The 14,289-nt window shown below is 64.2% G+C and carries 14 protein-coding genes, 1 tRNA gene and 1 pseudogene; 8 read left to right on the top strand and 8 right to left on the bottom strand.

The window, feature by feature from the left end; all coding sequences use genetic code 11:
* Positions 1-43: 43 nt before the first annotated feature.
* From DD559_RS13230 to DD559_RS13220, 3 genes and pseudogenes are all read right to left on the bottom strand, one after another.
* A pseudogene (locus tag DD559_RS13230) lies at positions 44-208 on the bottom strand (nucleotidyltransferase); the annotation flags it as partial.
* Positions 209-285: 77 nt separating this feature from the next.
* A complete protein-coding gene (locus DD559_RS13225; protein WP_116469589.1) occupies positions 286-531 on the bottom strand; it encodes a hypothetical protein in 246 nt (81 codons plus the stop codon).
* On the bottom strand, positions 528-1,415 hold the full coding sequence (locus DD559_RS13220; RefSeq protein ID WP_116469588.1) for an ArdC family protein: 888 nt from the start codon (positions 1,413-1,415) through the stop codon (positions 528-530). Before DD559_RS13220 ends, DD559_RS13225 begins: the two co-directional genes overlap by 4 nt.
* A gap of 577 nt (positions 1,416-1,992) precedes the next feature.
* Between DD559_RS13220 and DD559_RS13215 the strand changes: the two genes are divergently transcribed.
* The 8 genes from DD559_RS13215 (at position 1,993) to DD559_RS13180 (ending at position 10,544) form a co-directional block, all read left to right on the top strand.
* Entirely contained in the window at positions 1,993-2,202 is a 210-nt protein-coding gene (locus tag DD559_RS13215) for a helix-turn-helix transcriptional regulator (RefSeq protein WP_116469587.1), read from the top strand.
* A gap of 105 nt (positions 2,203-2,307) precedes the next feature.
* Positions 2,308-4,677 (top strand): EcoAI/FtnUII family type I restriction enzme subunit R, encoded by a 2,370-nt coding sequence (hsdR, locus tag DD559_RS13210; protein ID WP_116469586.1) that lies wholly within the window; start codon positions 2,308-2,310, stop codon positions 4,675-4,677.
* A 56-nt stretch (positions 4,678-4,733) separates the two neighbouring features.
* Positions 4,734-4,988: a type II toxin-antitoxin system Phd/YefM family antitoxin gene (locus DD559_RS13205; protein ID WP_116469585.1), complete on the top strand. Its 255-nt coding sequence runs from the start codon at positions 4,734-4,736 to the stop codon at positions 4,986-4,988.
* The gene (locus DD559_RS13200; RefSeq protein ID WP_116469584.1) at positions 4,988-5,407 is read left to right on the top strand and encodes a type II toxin-antitoxin system VapC family toxin; all 420 of its coding nucleotides are present in this window, start codon (positions 4,988-4,990) and stop codon (positions 5,405-5,407) included. Before DD559_RS13205 ends, DD559_RS13200 begins: the two co-directional genes overlap by 1 nt.
* Positions 5,407-6,969: a class I SAM-dependent DNA methyltransferase gene (locus DD559_RS13195; protein ID WP_116469583.1), complete on the top strand. Its 1,563-nt coding sequence runs from the start codon at positions 5,407-5,409 to the stop codon at positions 6,967-6,969. Before DD559_RS13200 ends, DD559_RS13195 begins: the two co-directional genes overlap by 1 nt.
* Positions 6,966-8,120, top strand: coding sequence for a restriction endonuclease subunit S domain-containing protein (locus tag DD559_RS13190; protein WP_116469582.1), 1,155 nt, complete (start codon positions 6,966-6,968; stop codon positions 8,118-8,120). The genes DD559_RS13195 and DD559_RS13190 overlap by 4 nt, the downstream gene beginning before the upstream one ends.
* Positions 8,121-8,135: 15 nt before the next feature.
* Entirely contained in the window at positions 8,136-8,930 is a 795-nt protein-coding gene (locus DD559_RS13185; protein ID WP_116469581.1) for a hypothetical protein, read from the top strand.
* A gap of 102 nt (positions 8,931-9,032) precedes the next feature.
* On the top strand, positions 9,033-10,544 hold the full coding sequence (locus DD559_RS13180) for an AlbA family DNA-binding domain-containing protein (protein ID WP_165831091.1): 1,512 nt from the start codon (positions 9,033-9,035) through the stop codon (positions 10,542-10,544).
* 69 nt (positions 10,545-10,613) lie between these two features.
* On the opposite strand, the gene DD559_RS13175 is transcribed toward DD559_RS13180, so the two are convergent.
* The 5 genes from DD559_RS13175 to DD559_RS13155 form a co-directional block, all read right to left on the bottom strand.
* A complete protein-coding gene (locus tag DD559_RS13175) occupies positions 10,614-11,846 on the bottom strand; it encodes a tyrosine-type recombinase/integrase (RefSeq protein WP_116469579.1) in 1,233 nt (410 codons plus the stop codon).
* 195 nt (positions 11,847-12,041) lie between these two features.
* Positions 12,042-12,115, bottom strand: a tRNA-Gly gene (locus DD559_RS13170).
* 11 nt (positions 12,116-12,126) lie between these two features.
* Entirely contained in the window at positions 12,127-12,438 is a 312-nt protein-coding gene (locus DD559_RS19650) for a hypothetical protein (protein ID WP_133243823.1), read from the bottom strand.
* A gap of 28 nt (positions 12,439-12,466) precedes the next feature.
* The gene (locus tag DD559_RS13160; protein ID WP_133243822.1) at positions 12,467-13,516 is read right to left on the bottom strand and encodes an ATP-binding protein; all 1,050 of its coding nucleotides are present in this window, start codon (positions 13,514-13,516) and stop codon (positions 12,467-12,469) included.
* Positions 13,513-14,193: a response regulator gene (locus DD559_RS13155; protein WP_116469576.1), complete on the bottom strand. Its 681-nt coding sequence runs from the start codon at positions 14,191-14,193 to the stop codon at positions 13,513-13,515. Before DD559_RS13155 ends, DD559_RS13160 begins: the two co-directional genes overlap by 4 nt.
* Positions 14,194-14,289: the final 96 nt, after the last annotated feature.

The raw sequence follows: 14,289 nt of genomic DNA, 5'->3' as shown, positions 1-14,289 counted from the left end.
TACGTGCCAACATTACCCCGATTTACCGCTTGCATCCGAAGGGGCGTCCACAGATGCCGTACAGGATGACCTTGAGAATGCGGCCCTTCTTCTTCCACTCGTGGCTGGCGAGCGCGAAGGCGTCGTCGAATTCCTCGAAGACGATCTGCACCACGCGCTCCAGCTCGCGCTGCTTGGCAGGCGGAAGATGATCGACATTGCTGCGCATGGCGGAGGCTACCCTGTCGGGCTTGCCGCCCGATGGCAAGCCACCCGGCGGCAAGCGGTGTGTGTGAATGCCGGCGATCACCGGGGCCAGAGGCGGCGCCACCACGGTTCCGGCGTGTCGATGATCCGCATGAAGAGGGTGAGGGCTGCGGCAAATTCCGCCTCCACCTCCTCGGCGCTGATGCCGTGGCGTAGCGCAAGCGTCGGATAGTCGATCTCCTCGAACCGCATCGCCCAGAAGATCGCGCGCTGCCGTTCGGTCATCCGACGAAGGGCACGGAAGCCCCGCCGCCGGAAGACATGGGGCGGAAGCCGCTCGGTCATGACCGCGCCTCCCCACCGGAAAGGAGGAAGTCCGCCGCCTTGCTCGCCGCACTGGCAGCCCGGAAGATGGCCTTCTCGTCGCCGCGCAACACCGCGAGCCAAGAGCCGATATAGTCGCTGTGCCGGACGGTGGGCACAATGCCGAGCGACGCGCAGGTGAACGCCGCCGACATCTCCGCGACGAGTTCCTCCTTTGCGTACGATGCCGATCCGAAGGCGCCGGACTGGTCGCGGTCCAACCGGCTGCAATGGCCGGTGAAATGCCCAAGCTCGTGCAGCGCCGTCCGGTACCAGTTCACCGGATCATGAAAGGCCGCCTGTGGCGGCACCTGCACGACATCCTGCGCCGGTGAATAATAGGCCTCGCTCCCACCGATCCGGAAATCTGCGCCGCTGGCCGCGATCACCCGATCCGCCTCGGCAATCGCCAGCACGGGGTCCGGCAGAACCGGAATGCTGGTCACCGCCTCGGACAGGCCGTCGCATTGGTCGACATTGAAGACGGTGAACCGCTTCAGAAAGGCAATGGTCCGCGCCTCGCGGTCTTCGCCCTGCGCCTTTTCGGCCTCGTCCTTCGGGGTGAAGCGATCCGCATAGCAGACCACCGTGCCCTTCTCGCCGCGCCGAACATGCCCGCCTGCCGCTTCCGCCTGCCGATAGGTCAGCCAGCGTTGGCCAGCATAGCCGCCATCGATCGCCGCCGCCCATAGGATCAGCACGTTGATCCCCGAATAGGCTCGGGCCGATACGGCGTTTCTCGGCATCGTGCAGGGGCACCGCGCCGCATCCCAGGGCTGCACCCAGGGCAAGCGGCCTTGCTCCAGCTCCGCGATGATCCGGGCGGTTACCTCACCATAGAGGCTCTGACGCTCGTTGCTCTGCATCTCCTCTGCTCCTTCCTAAAACCGCCATCGACCGGCGCCGGGGTGGCGGGGGGCGGCAGGAGCGGACCGACAGCCCCGCCGGACGCAGGCGGGGCGCACCCGAAGGGCGGGAACGGAGTGGATGACCCGGCAGCAAGGCTGCCGGGTTGCGCCGCGCCGAGGCGGGGCTACAGGGCCGTGACGCCCCCCGCCACCATGACGCCGAAGGCACTACGCCGCCGCGCCACCGGCGCGGCGACCGCCAGAGGCATGGCGCCCATGCCGACCGGGCCGCTAAGCGGACCGGCCCACGTCATGCGATCATCACGGCGAAGCCGACGAGACGCCCCGGGGCGGCTCGGCTGGAGCGGCCACGCGGAAGTAGAGCGCGGTCAGGCTGGAACAGCCTGAGACGCCACGTCATCCGCCCGCAAAATAATTTTCCCTTACATTTGGAACGGCAGCGGACGAATAGGAACGTCTAGGGACAAACTGGCGAAAAAAAGCCAATTTTCCTGCCGTTGACGACGGCGATCGTCACCCCAACTCTGTCTCCGACAAGCACAAAAGAACTCCACAAGACACAGGAGACTGACCCATGCTGCAACAGCAACCTGACCGCTTCCTCCGCCTTAATGAGGTCCTGCGCCGCACCAGCCTCTCCCGTGCGACGCTCTACCGGAAGATCCAGAAGGGGACCTTCCCCAAGCAGGTGCGTATCGCCACCCGCTGCGCCGGCTGGCGAGAATCCGCCGTCAATGAGTGGATGCACAATCCCATCTTCTACCATGTGGACGACGTTCGCTGATCGCCTGCCATATTGCTACTCGTGGCAGAGAAGCCGATTCACAGTCCGCCGCTTCCGCGCGAGGTTGCCTGCGCTCTGCGTTCGCGCCAAAAGAACTTGCAAGCGATGATTACAGAAGCCGATACCTGCCGGAAGTTGATCGTTCCTCGGTTGCAAGCAGCCGGATGGGAGGATGCGCCTTGCGCGATTCAGGAGCAGCGCACCTTCACCGATGGGCGGGTGATGTTCGTCGGCGGCACCCCGCGACGCGGACAGAAGAAGCGCGCTGACTACATCCTGCGCTATCGTCCGGATTATCCGATCGCGGTCATCGAGGCCAAGGCAGGGTATCGATCGGCGCAGGATGGGGTTCAACAGGCGCGGGACTATGCCGAAGTGCTGGGATTGCGCTTCGCCTATGCCAGCAACGGGCATGAGATCATCGAGATCGACATGGTCGCGGGCACCGAAGCGGTGCGCGCCGACTTCCCATCGCCGGACGAACTGTGGCAGCGGCTCCGGGAGAGATTGGACCTGCCTGAACCCGTAGCCGACCGAGTGCTCGAGCCCGGCTTCCCGGATGCCGAGCGACCGCTGCGTTACTATCAGGAGATTTCGGTCAACCGCTCGCTGGAGGCGATCCATGGCGGCCAGCGACGCCTTCTGCTCAACCTGTGCACGGGCGCCGGCAAGACCGCCGTTGCGTTTCAGATCTGTTGGCGGCTCTGGTCTGCCAGCTGGAACAAGCGCGGAGACCACCGGCGGCCGAAGATCCTGTTCCTCGCCGACCGCAACATTCTGGTCGACGATCCGAAGGACAAGACTTTCATCCCGTTCGGCGATGCGCGGTGGAAGCTCGGCGCGGGCGCGGTCAGCCATGGCCGCGACATATATTTTTCCACCTACCAGGCCATCGCTGCGGACGAGCGGCGCCCCGGCCTCTATCGCGAATTCGCCCGCGACTTCTTCGACCTGATCGTCATCGACGAATGCCACCGTGGCAGCGCTCGATCCGACAGTAGCTGGCGCGAGATCCTCGAATGGTTCGAGCCAGCCTATCAGCTCGGCATGACGGCCACGCCGCTGCGCGAAGAGAGCCGCGACACCTACCGCTATTTCGGCGACGCGCTCTATACCTACAGCCTGGCGCAGGGCATCGCCGACGGCTTTCTGGCCCCATACCGCGTGCACCGGATCGTCACCGATCTCGATGCCGTTGGCTGGCGGCCCAGCGCGGGGGAGCTGGACCGGTTCGGCCGCGCGGTGCCCGACGAGGAATATCAGACCCGCGATTTCGAGCGCACCGTTGCGCTTCGTGCTCGCACCGAAGCCATCGCCCGGCACCTCTCCGATTTCCTGAAGAATACCGATCGCTACGCCAAGACGATCGTCTTCTGCGTCGATCAGGATCACGCGAGCGAGATGCGTGCCGCCCTGGTGCGGCTGAACGCGGACATGGTCGCGCGCCACCCCGATTATGTCGCCCGTGTCACCGCCGACGAAGGCGACATTGGCAAAGCCATGCTCGGCCGCTTTCAGGACGTCGAAGCGGAAACGCCAGTCATCCTGACGACCTCGCAACTGCTCACCACCGGCGTAGATGCGCCGACCTGCAAAAACGTCGTCCTGGCGCGGGTCGTCGGCTCGATGGCCGAATTCAAGCAGATCATCGGCCGCGGCACCCGGATGCGGGAGGATTACGACAAGCTGTGGTTCTCGATCCTCGACTATACCGGCACCGCCACCGAGAAGTTCGCCGACCCGTCCTTTGATGGGGAGCCGAGCGCCGAAACCACGACTGAAATCGACGAAACCGGCGAGACCGTCACGTCGGAAACCGTCGAAGACGAGGCGCCGGACAATGAGGCTTCCGATCAACAGCCGAGCGGTCCCACCGACGTGCCGCCGGACGACGAAGACGACGGCCTTCCCCGAAAATTCTATGTCGATGGCGGCGAAGTCGAAGTCGTCGCGCACATGGTATACGACCTCGACGCGGACGGCAAACGCCTGACTTGCCGCAAGCTCACCGACTGGACGGGCGAGAAGGTCCGCACCCTGTTTGCCACCCCGGCTGCGTTCCGTGCGGAATGGGCGATGCCGGACAAGCGCGGCGCCGTCATCGATGCCCTGGCCGAACGCGGCATCGATCTCCACGCCCTCGCACAGGAAGCCGAGCGTCCGGAAGACGATCCGTTCGACCTGATCTGCCACCTTGCCTGGAACGCACCGCTTACCACCCGGGCCGAGCGTGCGCGTCGGGTGCGCGACACCGACCTGTTCAGCAAATATGGCGACGATGCCCGCGCAATCCTCGACGCGCTGCTCGATCGCTATGCCGGCGGCGGTGCCGAGGAACTGGTGCTGCCGCAGGCGCTGAAGGTGCAACCCGTCTCCGATTTCGGCAATCCCAGCGAAATCGCACGCCGATTTGGCGGCCCGCAGGCGATGCGGCAGGCGGTCGACGCGCTCAATCAGGCACTCTACGCGGCTTGACTTTCGCAACCTTGTCGCCAATGTAGCAACATATCGTCAAGCGCTAGGAGGGCGTCATGGGCATCACCAGCGTTACCAGCCGAGAGTTCAATCAGGACGCCGCCCGCGCCAAGAAAGCGGCCCTGAACGGCCCCGTTTTCATTACCGATCGCGGTCGTCCCGCACATGTCCTGCTGTCGATTGAGGAATATCAACGGCTGACCGGCAAGGGCCGAACGCTGGCTGACGCGCTGGCTGATTGGAACGGAGGCGATTTCGATTTCGATCCGCCCAAGATGGATTTCGTATCGCGTCCGGCTGAATTCGACTGATGTTCCTGCTCGATACCAATGCCATTTCTGCGCTGCGCCGTCCGAACCAGGGGAATCCGAATGTCCTCGCCTGGGCGACGCGGATCAATCTGGCCGATTTCTTTCTCTCCACCATCACCGTGTTCGAAATCGAGCGCGGCATCCTGCTTCTGAATCGCCGCGATCCCGCCCAGGCCGCCATGTTGCGCGTGTGGATGGACGATCGCGTGATGGCCGATTTTGCCGACCGCATCCTGCCGGTCGACATTCCCGTTGCGCGCCGTTGCGCCGCGCTGCACGTGCCAGATCCGCGGCCCGAGCGCGACGCGATGATCGCCGCCACCGCCCTTGTTCACGGCCTCACCGTCGTAACCCGTAACACCGCCGACTTCCTTGCAACCGGCGTCCCTCTCCTCAATCCTTGGGAAGACCCCGCCTGATGGCCCGCGCGCCACGTACCACGACCCCGCAGACCACCGCCCAACGCCTCGACACCATCGTGAAATCCGCGCGCAAGATCATGCGCAAGGACAAGGGGCTGAACGGCGACCTCGATCGGCTGCCGGTGCTCACCTGGGTGATGTTCCTGAAATTTCTCGACGATCTGGAGCGCGTCCACGCCGACGAAGCCGAACTGGCGGGCGCGCCGTTCCATGCGGCCATCGAGGCGCCGTATCGCTGGCGCGACTGGGCAGCGGACAAGGAAGGCATTACCGGCCCAGACCTGCTCACCTTCATCACCGCCGAGGAAGCGACCCGGCCCGATGGCTCCACCGGCCCCGGCCTGTTCGCCTATCTGCGGTCCCTGCGCGGCACCAATGGCGGACGTGATCGGCGCGACGTGATCGCGACCGTCTTCCGCGGCGTGCAGAACCGCATGGAAAGCGGCTATCTGCTGCGCGACGTGATCAATCTGATCCACGGCATCCATTTCGACAGCTCGGAGGAGATGCACACGCTCGGCCGCCTGTACGAAACGCTGCTGCGTGAAATGCGGGACGTGGCCGGCGACAGCGGCGAATTCTACACGCCGCGCGCCGTCGTACGCTTCATGGTCGAGCGGATCGACCCGAAGATCGGCGAAACCGTGCTCGATCCCGCCTGCGGCACCGGCGGGTTCCTCACCGAATCCTATGCCCATATGGCCGCCCAGGCGAACAGCGTGGAAAAGCGCCGCCAGTTGCAGGCCGGGTCGCTGCTCGGCGGCGAAGCCAAGCCACTGCCCTATTTGCTCGCGCAGATGAACCTGCTGCTCCATGGGCTGGAGGCACCGGATATCGACCCGGGCAACGCGCTGCGCTTCCGCCTGACCGAGATTGGCGAGCGTGAGCGGGTGGACGTGATCCTCTCCAACCCGCCCTTTGGCGGCGAGGAAGAGGCGGGCATCCTCGGCAACTTCCCCGCCGATCGCCGTACCTCTGAAACGGCGTTGCTGTTCCTCCAGCTCATCATGCGGCGGCTGAAGCGCAAGGGCAAAGGCCGGGCGGCAGTCGTCGTGCCGCATGGCGTGCTGTTCGGTGACGGTGTCGCCGCGCGGATCAAGGCCGATCTGCTCGAACAGTTCAACCTGCACACCGTGGTGCGCCTGCCCGAAGGCGTGTTCGCGCCCTATACCGACATCGCCTCGAACCTGCTGTTCTTCGACACCACCGGGCCGACCAGCGATATCTGGTTCTGGGAACAGCCTGCGCCGGAGGGTCGCAAGAAATACAGCAAGACCGCGCCGCTCCAATCGGCCGACCTCGCCGACCTCACCGCCTGGTGGGACGTGCGCGGCGAAGACCCGCGCGCCTGGAAGGTCAGCGCCCCGGCGCTGATCGAGCGCGACGAGGCCGGCGTGGTGCGCGCCGTCAATCTCGACCAGAAGAACCCCAACACCAAGGTGGTGGACGACCACCGAACGCCGGCCCAGATCGTGGCGGCGGCGCTGGAGAAGGAAGCGGAGGTGTTGGCGATCCTGAAAGAGCTGCGCGGCCTGGTGGCGGAGCGCGACGCGGCATGACCTGGCCGATGATGGCGCTGGGGGAGTTGTTGCAGCCGGCAGTGGATCGCGTTCCACTCCAGCTTGACGAAACATATGCGCAAGTCACCGCACGCCTGTGGGGCAAAGGGCTAACCTTGCGCGGCCGCGTACTCGGCGCCGAAATAGCCGCATCTCACCAGAACAGGGTGCGCGCCGGCCAGTTCGTGATTTCTAAAATCGACGCCCGGCATGGCGCCTTCGGAATTGTCCCACCGGATCTTGATGGCGCGGTCGTCTCCAACGACTTCCCCGTATTCGACGTGGATAATGAAACCGTGCTGACGGAGTATGTCGCATGGGTCAGCCGGACGGACTGGTTTGTTGCGCTATGTCGCGGCGCTAGCGAAGGCAGCACCAATCGCGTGCGCCTCAAGGAGGCGCGGTTCCTTGCTCAGCAGATTCCTGTTCCGCCTCGACCAGAACAGCATCGCATCGTTGAGCAGTTGAATACCGCGGCGACCGCGATCGAGGCGCGGTCGCGCGCGGCAACCGGCGTCGATGCCGAAATCGACGCGATGCTGGCTGCCGCTTTCGCCCGCGTCATCGCCGACGCGCCGCGCCGCTCAATGGCCGAGGTGGCCCCGCTGGTCCGCCGCCCCGTGCAGATTGATCCTGATGCTGTGTATCCCGAACTTGGCGTCCGTTCCTTCGGTCGTGGCCTGTTCATCAAACCGGATGTCGTCGGTGCTGAAGTGACGTGGCAGTCCCTTTACCGCATCGAAGCTGGCGACCTCGTTTTCAGTAACATCAAAGCGTGGGAGGGGGCGTTCGCTGTCGCTGGCTCCGAACACGCAGGCAAGCATGGATCGCATCGGTATCTGACGTGTGTGCCTGACCCCTCGCTCGCGACCGCTGGCTATCTGTGGTACTATTTGCAGACTGACGCCGGGCTGCGCCAAATCGGTCAAGCGTCAGTGGGGAGCGCAGACCGAAATCGCACACTCGCTACCAAGCGACTGGCGTCTATCAACCTCCCGGTCCCATCACTCGACGCGCAGCATTGGTTTGACGGCCTTCAGGCTAAGGCTCGATCGGCGCGATTGGCCCAAACTGCGGCGGCGACCGAACTCGCGGCCTTGCTACCTGCCATGCTGCATCAGGCATTTGGCGACGGCGTAAGCACCATCTGAACCGGGGGAACGGCATTGGCGAAACTCAACCGCAAGCAGATTCATGACGAGGTCCGCCAGATACTCGATCAGCACCCCGGCGGGCTGCGCTGGGCCGAGGTGCTCAAGCTGATTGCCGCCGCGCACCCGGAAACGCCTTCGAACAGCGTGCGCGGCGCGACGCATCTGCTGTTCCAGAGCGGTGACGGAATCGTCAAGATCGCGCGCGGCACCTATCAGCTCGCTAAATATGCCGACGCCGAGGCCGCCGACGCCGTGGCGCAGGACGAGGCCGTCGCCGCCACGGTCGTACCGATCGACACCCCCGATCGCGGCACTGCATCGGTTTCCGAACAGGACTTCTACGCCAGCTTCGCCGAATGGCTGGAGGAGAATGACGAGGTCACCGTCGCGGGAGCGCTGGGCGGCAGCAGCCTGGGCGGCAAATGGGGCACGCCCGATGTGATCGGCGTGCTGAAGCCGCGTGCGCAGGACATCTTCAAGTTCGAACCGCAGATCGTCACCGCCGAGATCAAGGCGACGCCCGCCCAGCCGGTCGTCGCCTTCGGCCAGGCAGTCGCCTATCGCCTGTTCTCGCATAAAAGCTACATCGTCGTGCCGCGCACCACGAGCAGCGACGATATGAGCCGCCTGAAATCGCTGTGCAGCATCCACGGTGTCGGCCTCGTGGTCTTCACGCTCGACAAGGATCTGCCCGATTACAACGTCGTCGTTCTGCCGGCGATCGCCAGCCCGGACATGTTCTACGTCAACAACATGCTCGATCGCTTGAAGAACAGCGAACCGCACTTGCTGAACCGCCTATTCTAGGCTTGATGGACCGCTTATCGAAGACGGAAGATCTTTCGACGGGGGCGGGCATCGATGGGGAAGCGTAGCATTACCGACGAGGAGATCGCCCTAATCAAGGCGATGCTCCACCGCGGCATGCGAAACGCAACCATTCAATTCTATTTCAATCGCCCGGATCGACCGGTGAACTCGGGCAGGATCACCAATATCGGTGACGGCACCTACAGCGACTCCGCGCTGATACCGATGGCGGGCGATGCAACACTGGATGCCTTTCTCGCCGGTTTCGGGCAGGCTTCCCTTGTCGTCCCGCCGGCACCAGGCGCTCAGGTCGCGCCCGCGCGGTGCGGGCCGCTCGACCGGGAGACACTACTGGCGATGTTCCAGCAGGATGCGGACGGCACCTGGCGTTTTCGGCCTGGCGAAACCGATGCGCATGAATGCAAGGCCAGCTTTCGGCTGCGCAACGCGCATGTCTGGCTTCGTGCGGTGGCGGCGTTGGCAAACAATCGCGGCGGCTATATCCTCTTCGGGGTGCACGACAAGGACGCCGCCTGCGCAGATGGCGTCGACAAGAGCTTCGCTGTCATCGGCCTGACCGGCTCCGATTTCGCGAATCTCGATCCCGCTGACCTAACCTCGCACATCAAGGCGAAGCTCGATCCGACCCCTCGTGTCGGAGCGGCGACGATCGAACTGGACGGGAAGACCGTAGGCGTCCTGCACGTCGAGCAGCACCCGAGCAGGCCCGTGATCGCCACCCGGCAGGAGGGCGATATCCGCGAAGGCGACATCTTCTTTCGCTATCCGGGGCAGTCTTCCCGGATCAAATATGGCGATCTGCGCACGATGCTGGACGAGCGGGACGCAATTGCCCGCCAGCAGATACTTCCGATGGTCGAGAAACTGCTGCAGCGCGGTCCCGATCGCGTGCTGCTGGCCGATTTGGAGGAGGGGGTGCTTGATGACGGCAAGCGGCCGATCACGATCGACAAGTCGCTGCTCGACCAGTTGAGCTTTATCCGCGAAGGCGAGTTCAACGAGGTGGCGGGCGCGCCGGCGCTCCGCCTGATCGGAGAGGTTCGGGCGGCGGGCGAAGAACGGATCGGAAGCCGCGGCGTGGTGACCGACGTCAATCTTCTGACGAACTTCCTCAACCGGGAGACGCTATTCCGGCCGGTCGAGTATATTCGTTTCGCGGTGGAGGCATCGCACGCCGAGTGGTTGCCTATCTTCTATTTCGCGCAGGCGTCGCAACTGGATCGCGCAGATCTCGCCGCTTTTATCGGCGGGTTGGGTGGGTCCGCGAAGCGTCGGGAGATGTTCGCGAGCCGCGCCATGGGAACCAAGGCGGCGTTCAAGAAGCCGGTCGGAACGCCCGCCACAATGCTGCAGGAGATCGAACTCGGCTTGCTGCCCGAACCTGCGAACAGCAAGGATGCGAACAACGTCGCAATGGCGATTTGCGGCTTGGTATCTCCGGAAGGCTTCGAGCCAGCGACGCTGCTCGACCTGCTGTCGCGCTGCGTCGCCCTGGCCAGCACCGATTCGAAGGGTGGCATCATGAGCAACATCAGGCGAGCGGCCTGCCGCCTAGACGAACTACTATTCGCCCCCGCTGGCAAAGGATGATGGTTCACCTCGCTTGTTTCAGGCGGTTATTTGACGGCTGTGCCCATGATGCTCGGTGACCGAAGGTGTTCAGCCGAGCATCACTCCCGGAAAGGGCAAAATCGTGGCTCCGCTGCGCAGGCTATCGAGCAGGTTCGACCACCACTGCGCCATCGCTACTCGCTCCTTCCAGTGCGTGCCGCGATGGTAGGCAGCGCGTACCTTGTCGGTATCGCCATGGGCCAGCGCGCGCTCGATCGCGTCGTAGGACCACTTGCCGGATTCGTTCAGCAGGGTGCTCGCCATGGCGCGGAAGCCATGGGCTGTCATTTCATTGGTTGAATAGCCCAAGCGGCGGAGCGCGGCGTTGAGGGTGTTGTCTGACATCGGCCGCGTGCGCGATCGCATCGATGGGAAGACATAGCCGTTGGACCCGGTGATTGACCGGATCTCCAGCAGGATGGCGATCGATTGGGTCGAGAGCGGGACGTGATGCGGCTTGCGCATCTTCATCTTCTCGGCCGGGATGGTCCACACGGCCGCGTCGAGGTCGATCTCATCCCATCGCGCATGGCGCAGTTCTCCCGGGCGCACGAACACATGCGGAGCCAGTTGCAGCGCCCATTTAGTCATGCCCTGCCCCTCGTAGGCGTCAATCGCGCGCAGCAGTTTGCCGACTTCCTCGGCCTCGGTGACAGCGCCATAGTGCGTGACCGTCGGTGTCATCAGGGCGCCGCGTAGATCCCTCGTCGGGTCGGATTTCAGCCGGGCAGTGGCAACTGCGTAGCGGAACACCGCGCTGGCCAGTTGCAGGGTACGGCGGGCGCTCTCGAGCTTGCCTCGCTTCTCGATCTTCCGAATCGCGGCAAGAGCGTCGATAGGCTCGATCTCATGGATCGGCATTTTGCCGATAGAGTTGTCGAGCAGGCTGAGGAGATGTTCGCACCGCGCTGCGGTGGAGGGCGCCCAGGCCCGGTCGCCGTCGCGACGACGCTTCCGACAATATTCGTTCGCGATGCTGGTGAACGTGTTTTCTGCCAGCGCCCCGGCACGAAGCTTCTCGCGCTGCTTCTCCAAGCCGGGGTCCTTGCCCTCGGCTAACAGATCGCGGGCCTCATCCCGCTTCTTCCGGGCGTCGCGCAGGCTGACCTGGGGGTATGTGCCCAAGCCCAGTTTCTTCTCAACACCGCCCACGCGGTACTTCATCCGCCAGAGCTTGCCCCCTGAGGGTTGGACCAGAACAAACAGGCCCTGCATGTCGCAAAGCTTATAGGCCTTCTCGCGCGGCTTGGCCTTACGAATAGCTATATCTGTCAAAGGCATAGTGGAGCCCTTTCCGAGGCGTGGCCCCCACGTTGGGGGCCACGAGCGTTTTTCGGCCCGCTTTTCTCGCAAAGTGGCCCCCACCTTCGGGAGCTTTCCTGAAATCTTGCGCGATCCAGTGAGCCGGACAACGCCAAAAATACCGCAGATTTCCGCGGTTTACAAAGCTCTGTGGGATGTTGTGAGATCGAGAATTGGAGCGGGTGAAGGGAATCGAACCCTCGTCGTAAGCTTGGGAAGCTTCTGCTCTACCATTGAGCTACACCCGCAAAACAACGACTTAGCGCTGTTCCGACCGCTTTCGGCCCCCCGGTTTGTAATCCCGGTTTACAGACCCCCGTGCGATCGGACGGCCGAGTGCCACATTCCTGGCGTGGTCGTCAACGTAGATCGTGCGGTGGCACCGGACCGCACCTGGCGACCATCCCATGACATCGACGATCTCGTCGTCGATGAAATCGGGCGTGACCATCAGTCGCGTCGCGAAGGTCCACGGATACCGTGGCGGTGCTTGCTGCAAATCCGAAGAGGCTGGCGCGGGCTTGGCAGCATCGACGTGCGCGATGCCGGCCGCCGTTGCGAGGCGGGTCACCGCCGTTTCCGATTGCCTCGTTCAACACTCACGCGCGCGGGAGGACGATCTCGAACGTCGACCGCCCCTGCCCTCGTGCATATTGGGCCTCCCCGCCATGCGCCCGCGCAATTCCGCGAACGACCGCCAGCCCCAGCCCGGATCCGCCGGCATGATGCCCGGCGCGGGCGAACTGCTCGAACGCCTGCCCCTCGAAGCCGTCCGGAAGGCCCGGCCCGTCATCAACGACCTGGATCGATACCGTGCCGGCGGAAAACGCCGTCACGATCCGCACCATGCAGGGATCGGCATGGCGCCGCGCATTCTCCACCAGCGCGATCACTGCCTGGCGGATGCGGGCAGCATCCCCGCGGAACGTACCTGCCTGCAGGTCCAATGCCAGGCCGAACCCGGCCGGTGACAGCATCGACAAAAGCGTCGGCGCCATCGCCTGCAGTTCGGCAACAAGATCGATATCGGCCAGCACCAGTTCGAGACGGCCGCTATCCGCAAGACTGACGCTGCGGAGATCCTCCACCAACCGGGTCAGACCATCCACCTGTTGCAGCAATCCCGCAATCAGCTGTCCATCGAGCGAGAACACCCCATCGTTCACGCCCTGAAGCCGGCCGCGCAGGATCGTCAGCGGCGTGCGCAGTTCATGTGCGATCTGCGCGTTCCACAGCTTCACATCGTGGGACATGCGCTCGAGCCGGCTCGCCATCGCGTTGAAATCGGCGATCAGCAACGCAGTTTCGCCATGCGCCTCGGGAATGGGATCGATCCGGGTGGCAAGATCGCCCTCGGCGATGCGACGCGCTGCATCCGCCACCGCGCCCAGCGGACGGATGATCCGCCGCGCCACCCGCACCGCAATCATAAGTGCCAGGAGACCGCCGACCACGCAGGCAACCAGCGTGATGCCGACATCGAGACCCGTCGTATCCTCAATCCCTGGCGGCAGCGGCGCCACGATCCGCAGCCGCTCCAGCGCAGCATAGACGGCATAGAAAGCCGCAGTACTCACGATGATCGCCATCATCGCCAGCGCGGTCATCGCCACCGCCAGCTGCCGCGTCAGGCTGATCCGCGCCTTCATCCGCCGCGCGACCACAGCCGATAGCCAACCCCGCGCACGCCCTCGGGCATATCGGGAGCGCCGGCCCGATCGAGCTTTCGACGCAGCTTGCTGATATGGCTGTCCACCGTTCGGTCGAGCGCGTCCGATCCAGGCAGACAGGTGTCCACCAACTCGCTGCGGGTGAACACGCGGCTTGGCGTGCGCGCCATATGGGCGAGCAGGCGAAATTCGGTGAGCGTCAACGCCACGTCGCCCTGATGCGTACGGACGAGATGGGCACCGGTATCGATTTCCACCGGCCCCGCCCGCAATACGCCCGTTGCGGCCCCGCTTCCTGCCCGACGCAGTACGGCCTTTACCCGCGCCACAACCTCCACCGGATTGAACGGCTTGACGACATAGTCGTCCGCGCCGACGCGCAGCGCCTGCAATTTGTCGATATCCTGATCGAGCGCCGTGATGACCAGAACCGGCGTGGCGCCGCGCCGCCGCACTTCAGAAAGGACCTCCCAGCCATCGACCAGCGGCATGGAAAGGTCGAGCAGCAAGATGTCTGGCTTGAGCGCCAGATGCAGGTCGAGCGCCGTGCGCCCATCGCCGGCCTGGACGGTGCGATAGCCCTCGCGTTCCAGATACGCGCGAAGGATGTCGGCGATATCCTTCTCGTCTTCGGCGATTAACGCGAGCGGGTTCATGGCCCCTTCCTATCAGCCAAGGCTTGGTCACCGCCAGCACCCCTCCACACAGTCTCCACACAATCTCGATACACCCGCAACGGAGCACGCGGATAG

The organism is Sphingomonas pokkalii (genome assembly GCF_003096275.1).
In the GTDB taxonomy this organism is placed as follows: Bacteria; Pseudomonadota; Alphaproteobacteria; order Sphingomonadales; family Sphingomonadaceae; genus Sphingomonas; species Sphingomonas pokkalii.
The sequence above is the reverse complement of the archived record's forward strand: the minus strand, read 5'-3'. Positions and strand labels throughout refer to the sequence as shown.

Bases quoted from the DNA above. Each gene is read 5' to 3' on its own strand.
- DD559_RS13225 (WP_116469589.1), bottom strand. From the start codon at position 531: ATGACCGAGCGGCTTCCGCCCCATGTCTTCCGGCGGCGGGGCTTCCGT.
- hsdR (WP_116469586.1), top strand. From the start codon at position 2,308: ATGATTACAGAAGCCGATACCTGCCGGAAGTTGATCGTTCCTCGGTTG.
- DD559_RS13160 (WP_133243822.1), bottom strand. From the start codon at position 13,516: ATGAAGGCGCGGATCAGCCTGACGCGGCAGCTGGCGGTGGCGATGACC.
- DD559_RS13190 (WP_116469582.1), top strand. From the start codon at position 6,966: ATGACCTGGCCGATGATGGCGCTGGGGGAGTTGTTGCAGCCGGCAGTG.
- DD559_RS13155 (WP_116469576.1), bottom strand. From the start codon at position 14,193: ATGAACCCGCTCGCGTTAATCGCCGAAGACGAGAAGGATATCGCCGAC.
- DD559_RS13195 (WP_116469583.1), top strand. From the start codon at position 5,407: ATGGCCCGCGCGCCACGTACCACGACCCCGCAGACCACCGCCCAACGC.
- DD559_RS13180 (WP_165831091.1), top strand. From the start codon at position 9,033: ATGCTCCACCGCGGCATGCGAAACGCAACCATTCAATTCTATTTCAAT.
- DD559_RS13175 (WP_116469579.1), bottom strand. From the start codon at position 11,846: ATGCCTTTGACAGATATAGCTATTCGTAAGGCCAAGCCGCGCGAGAAG.
- DD559_RS13200 (WP_116469584.1), top strand. From the start codon at position 4,988: ATGTTCCTGCTCGATACCAATGCCATTTCTGCGCTGCGCCGTCCGAAC.
- DD559_RS13205 (WP_116469585.1), top strand. From the start codon at position 4,734: ATGGGCATCACCAGCGTTACCAGCCGAGAGTTCAATCAGGACGCCGCC.
- DD559_RS13215 (WP_116469587.1), top strand. From the start codon at position 1,993: ATGCTGCAACAGCAACCTGACCGCTTCCTCCGCCTTAATGAGGTCCTG.
- DD559_RS13220 (WP_116469588.1), bottom strand. From the start codon at position 1,415: ATGCAGAGCAACGAGCGTCAGAGCCTCTATGGTGAGGTAACCGCCCGG.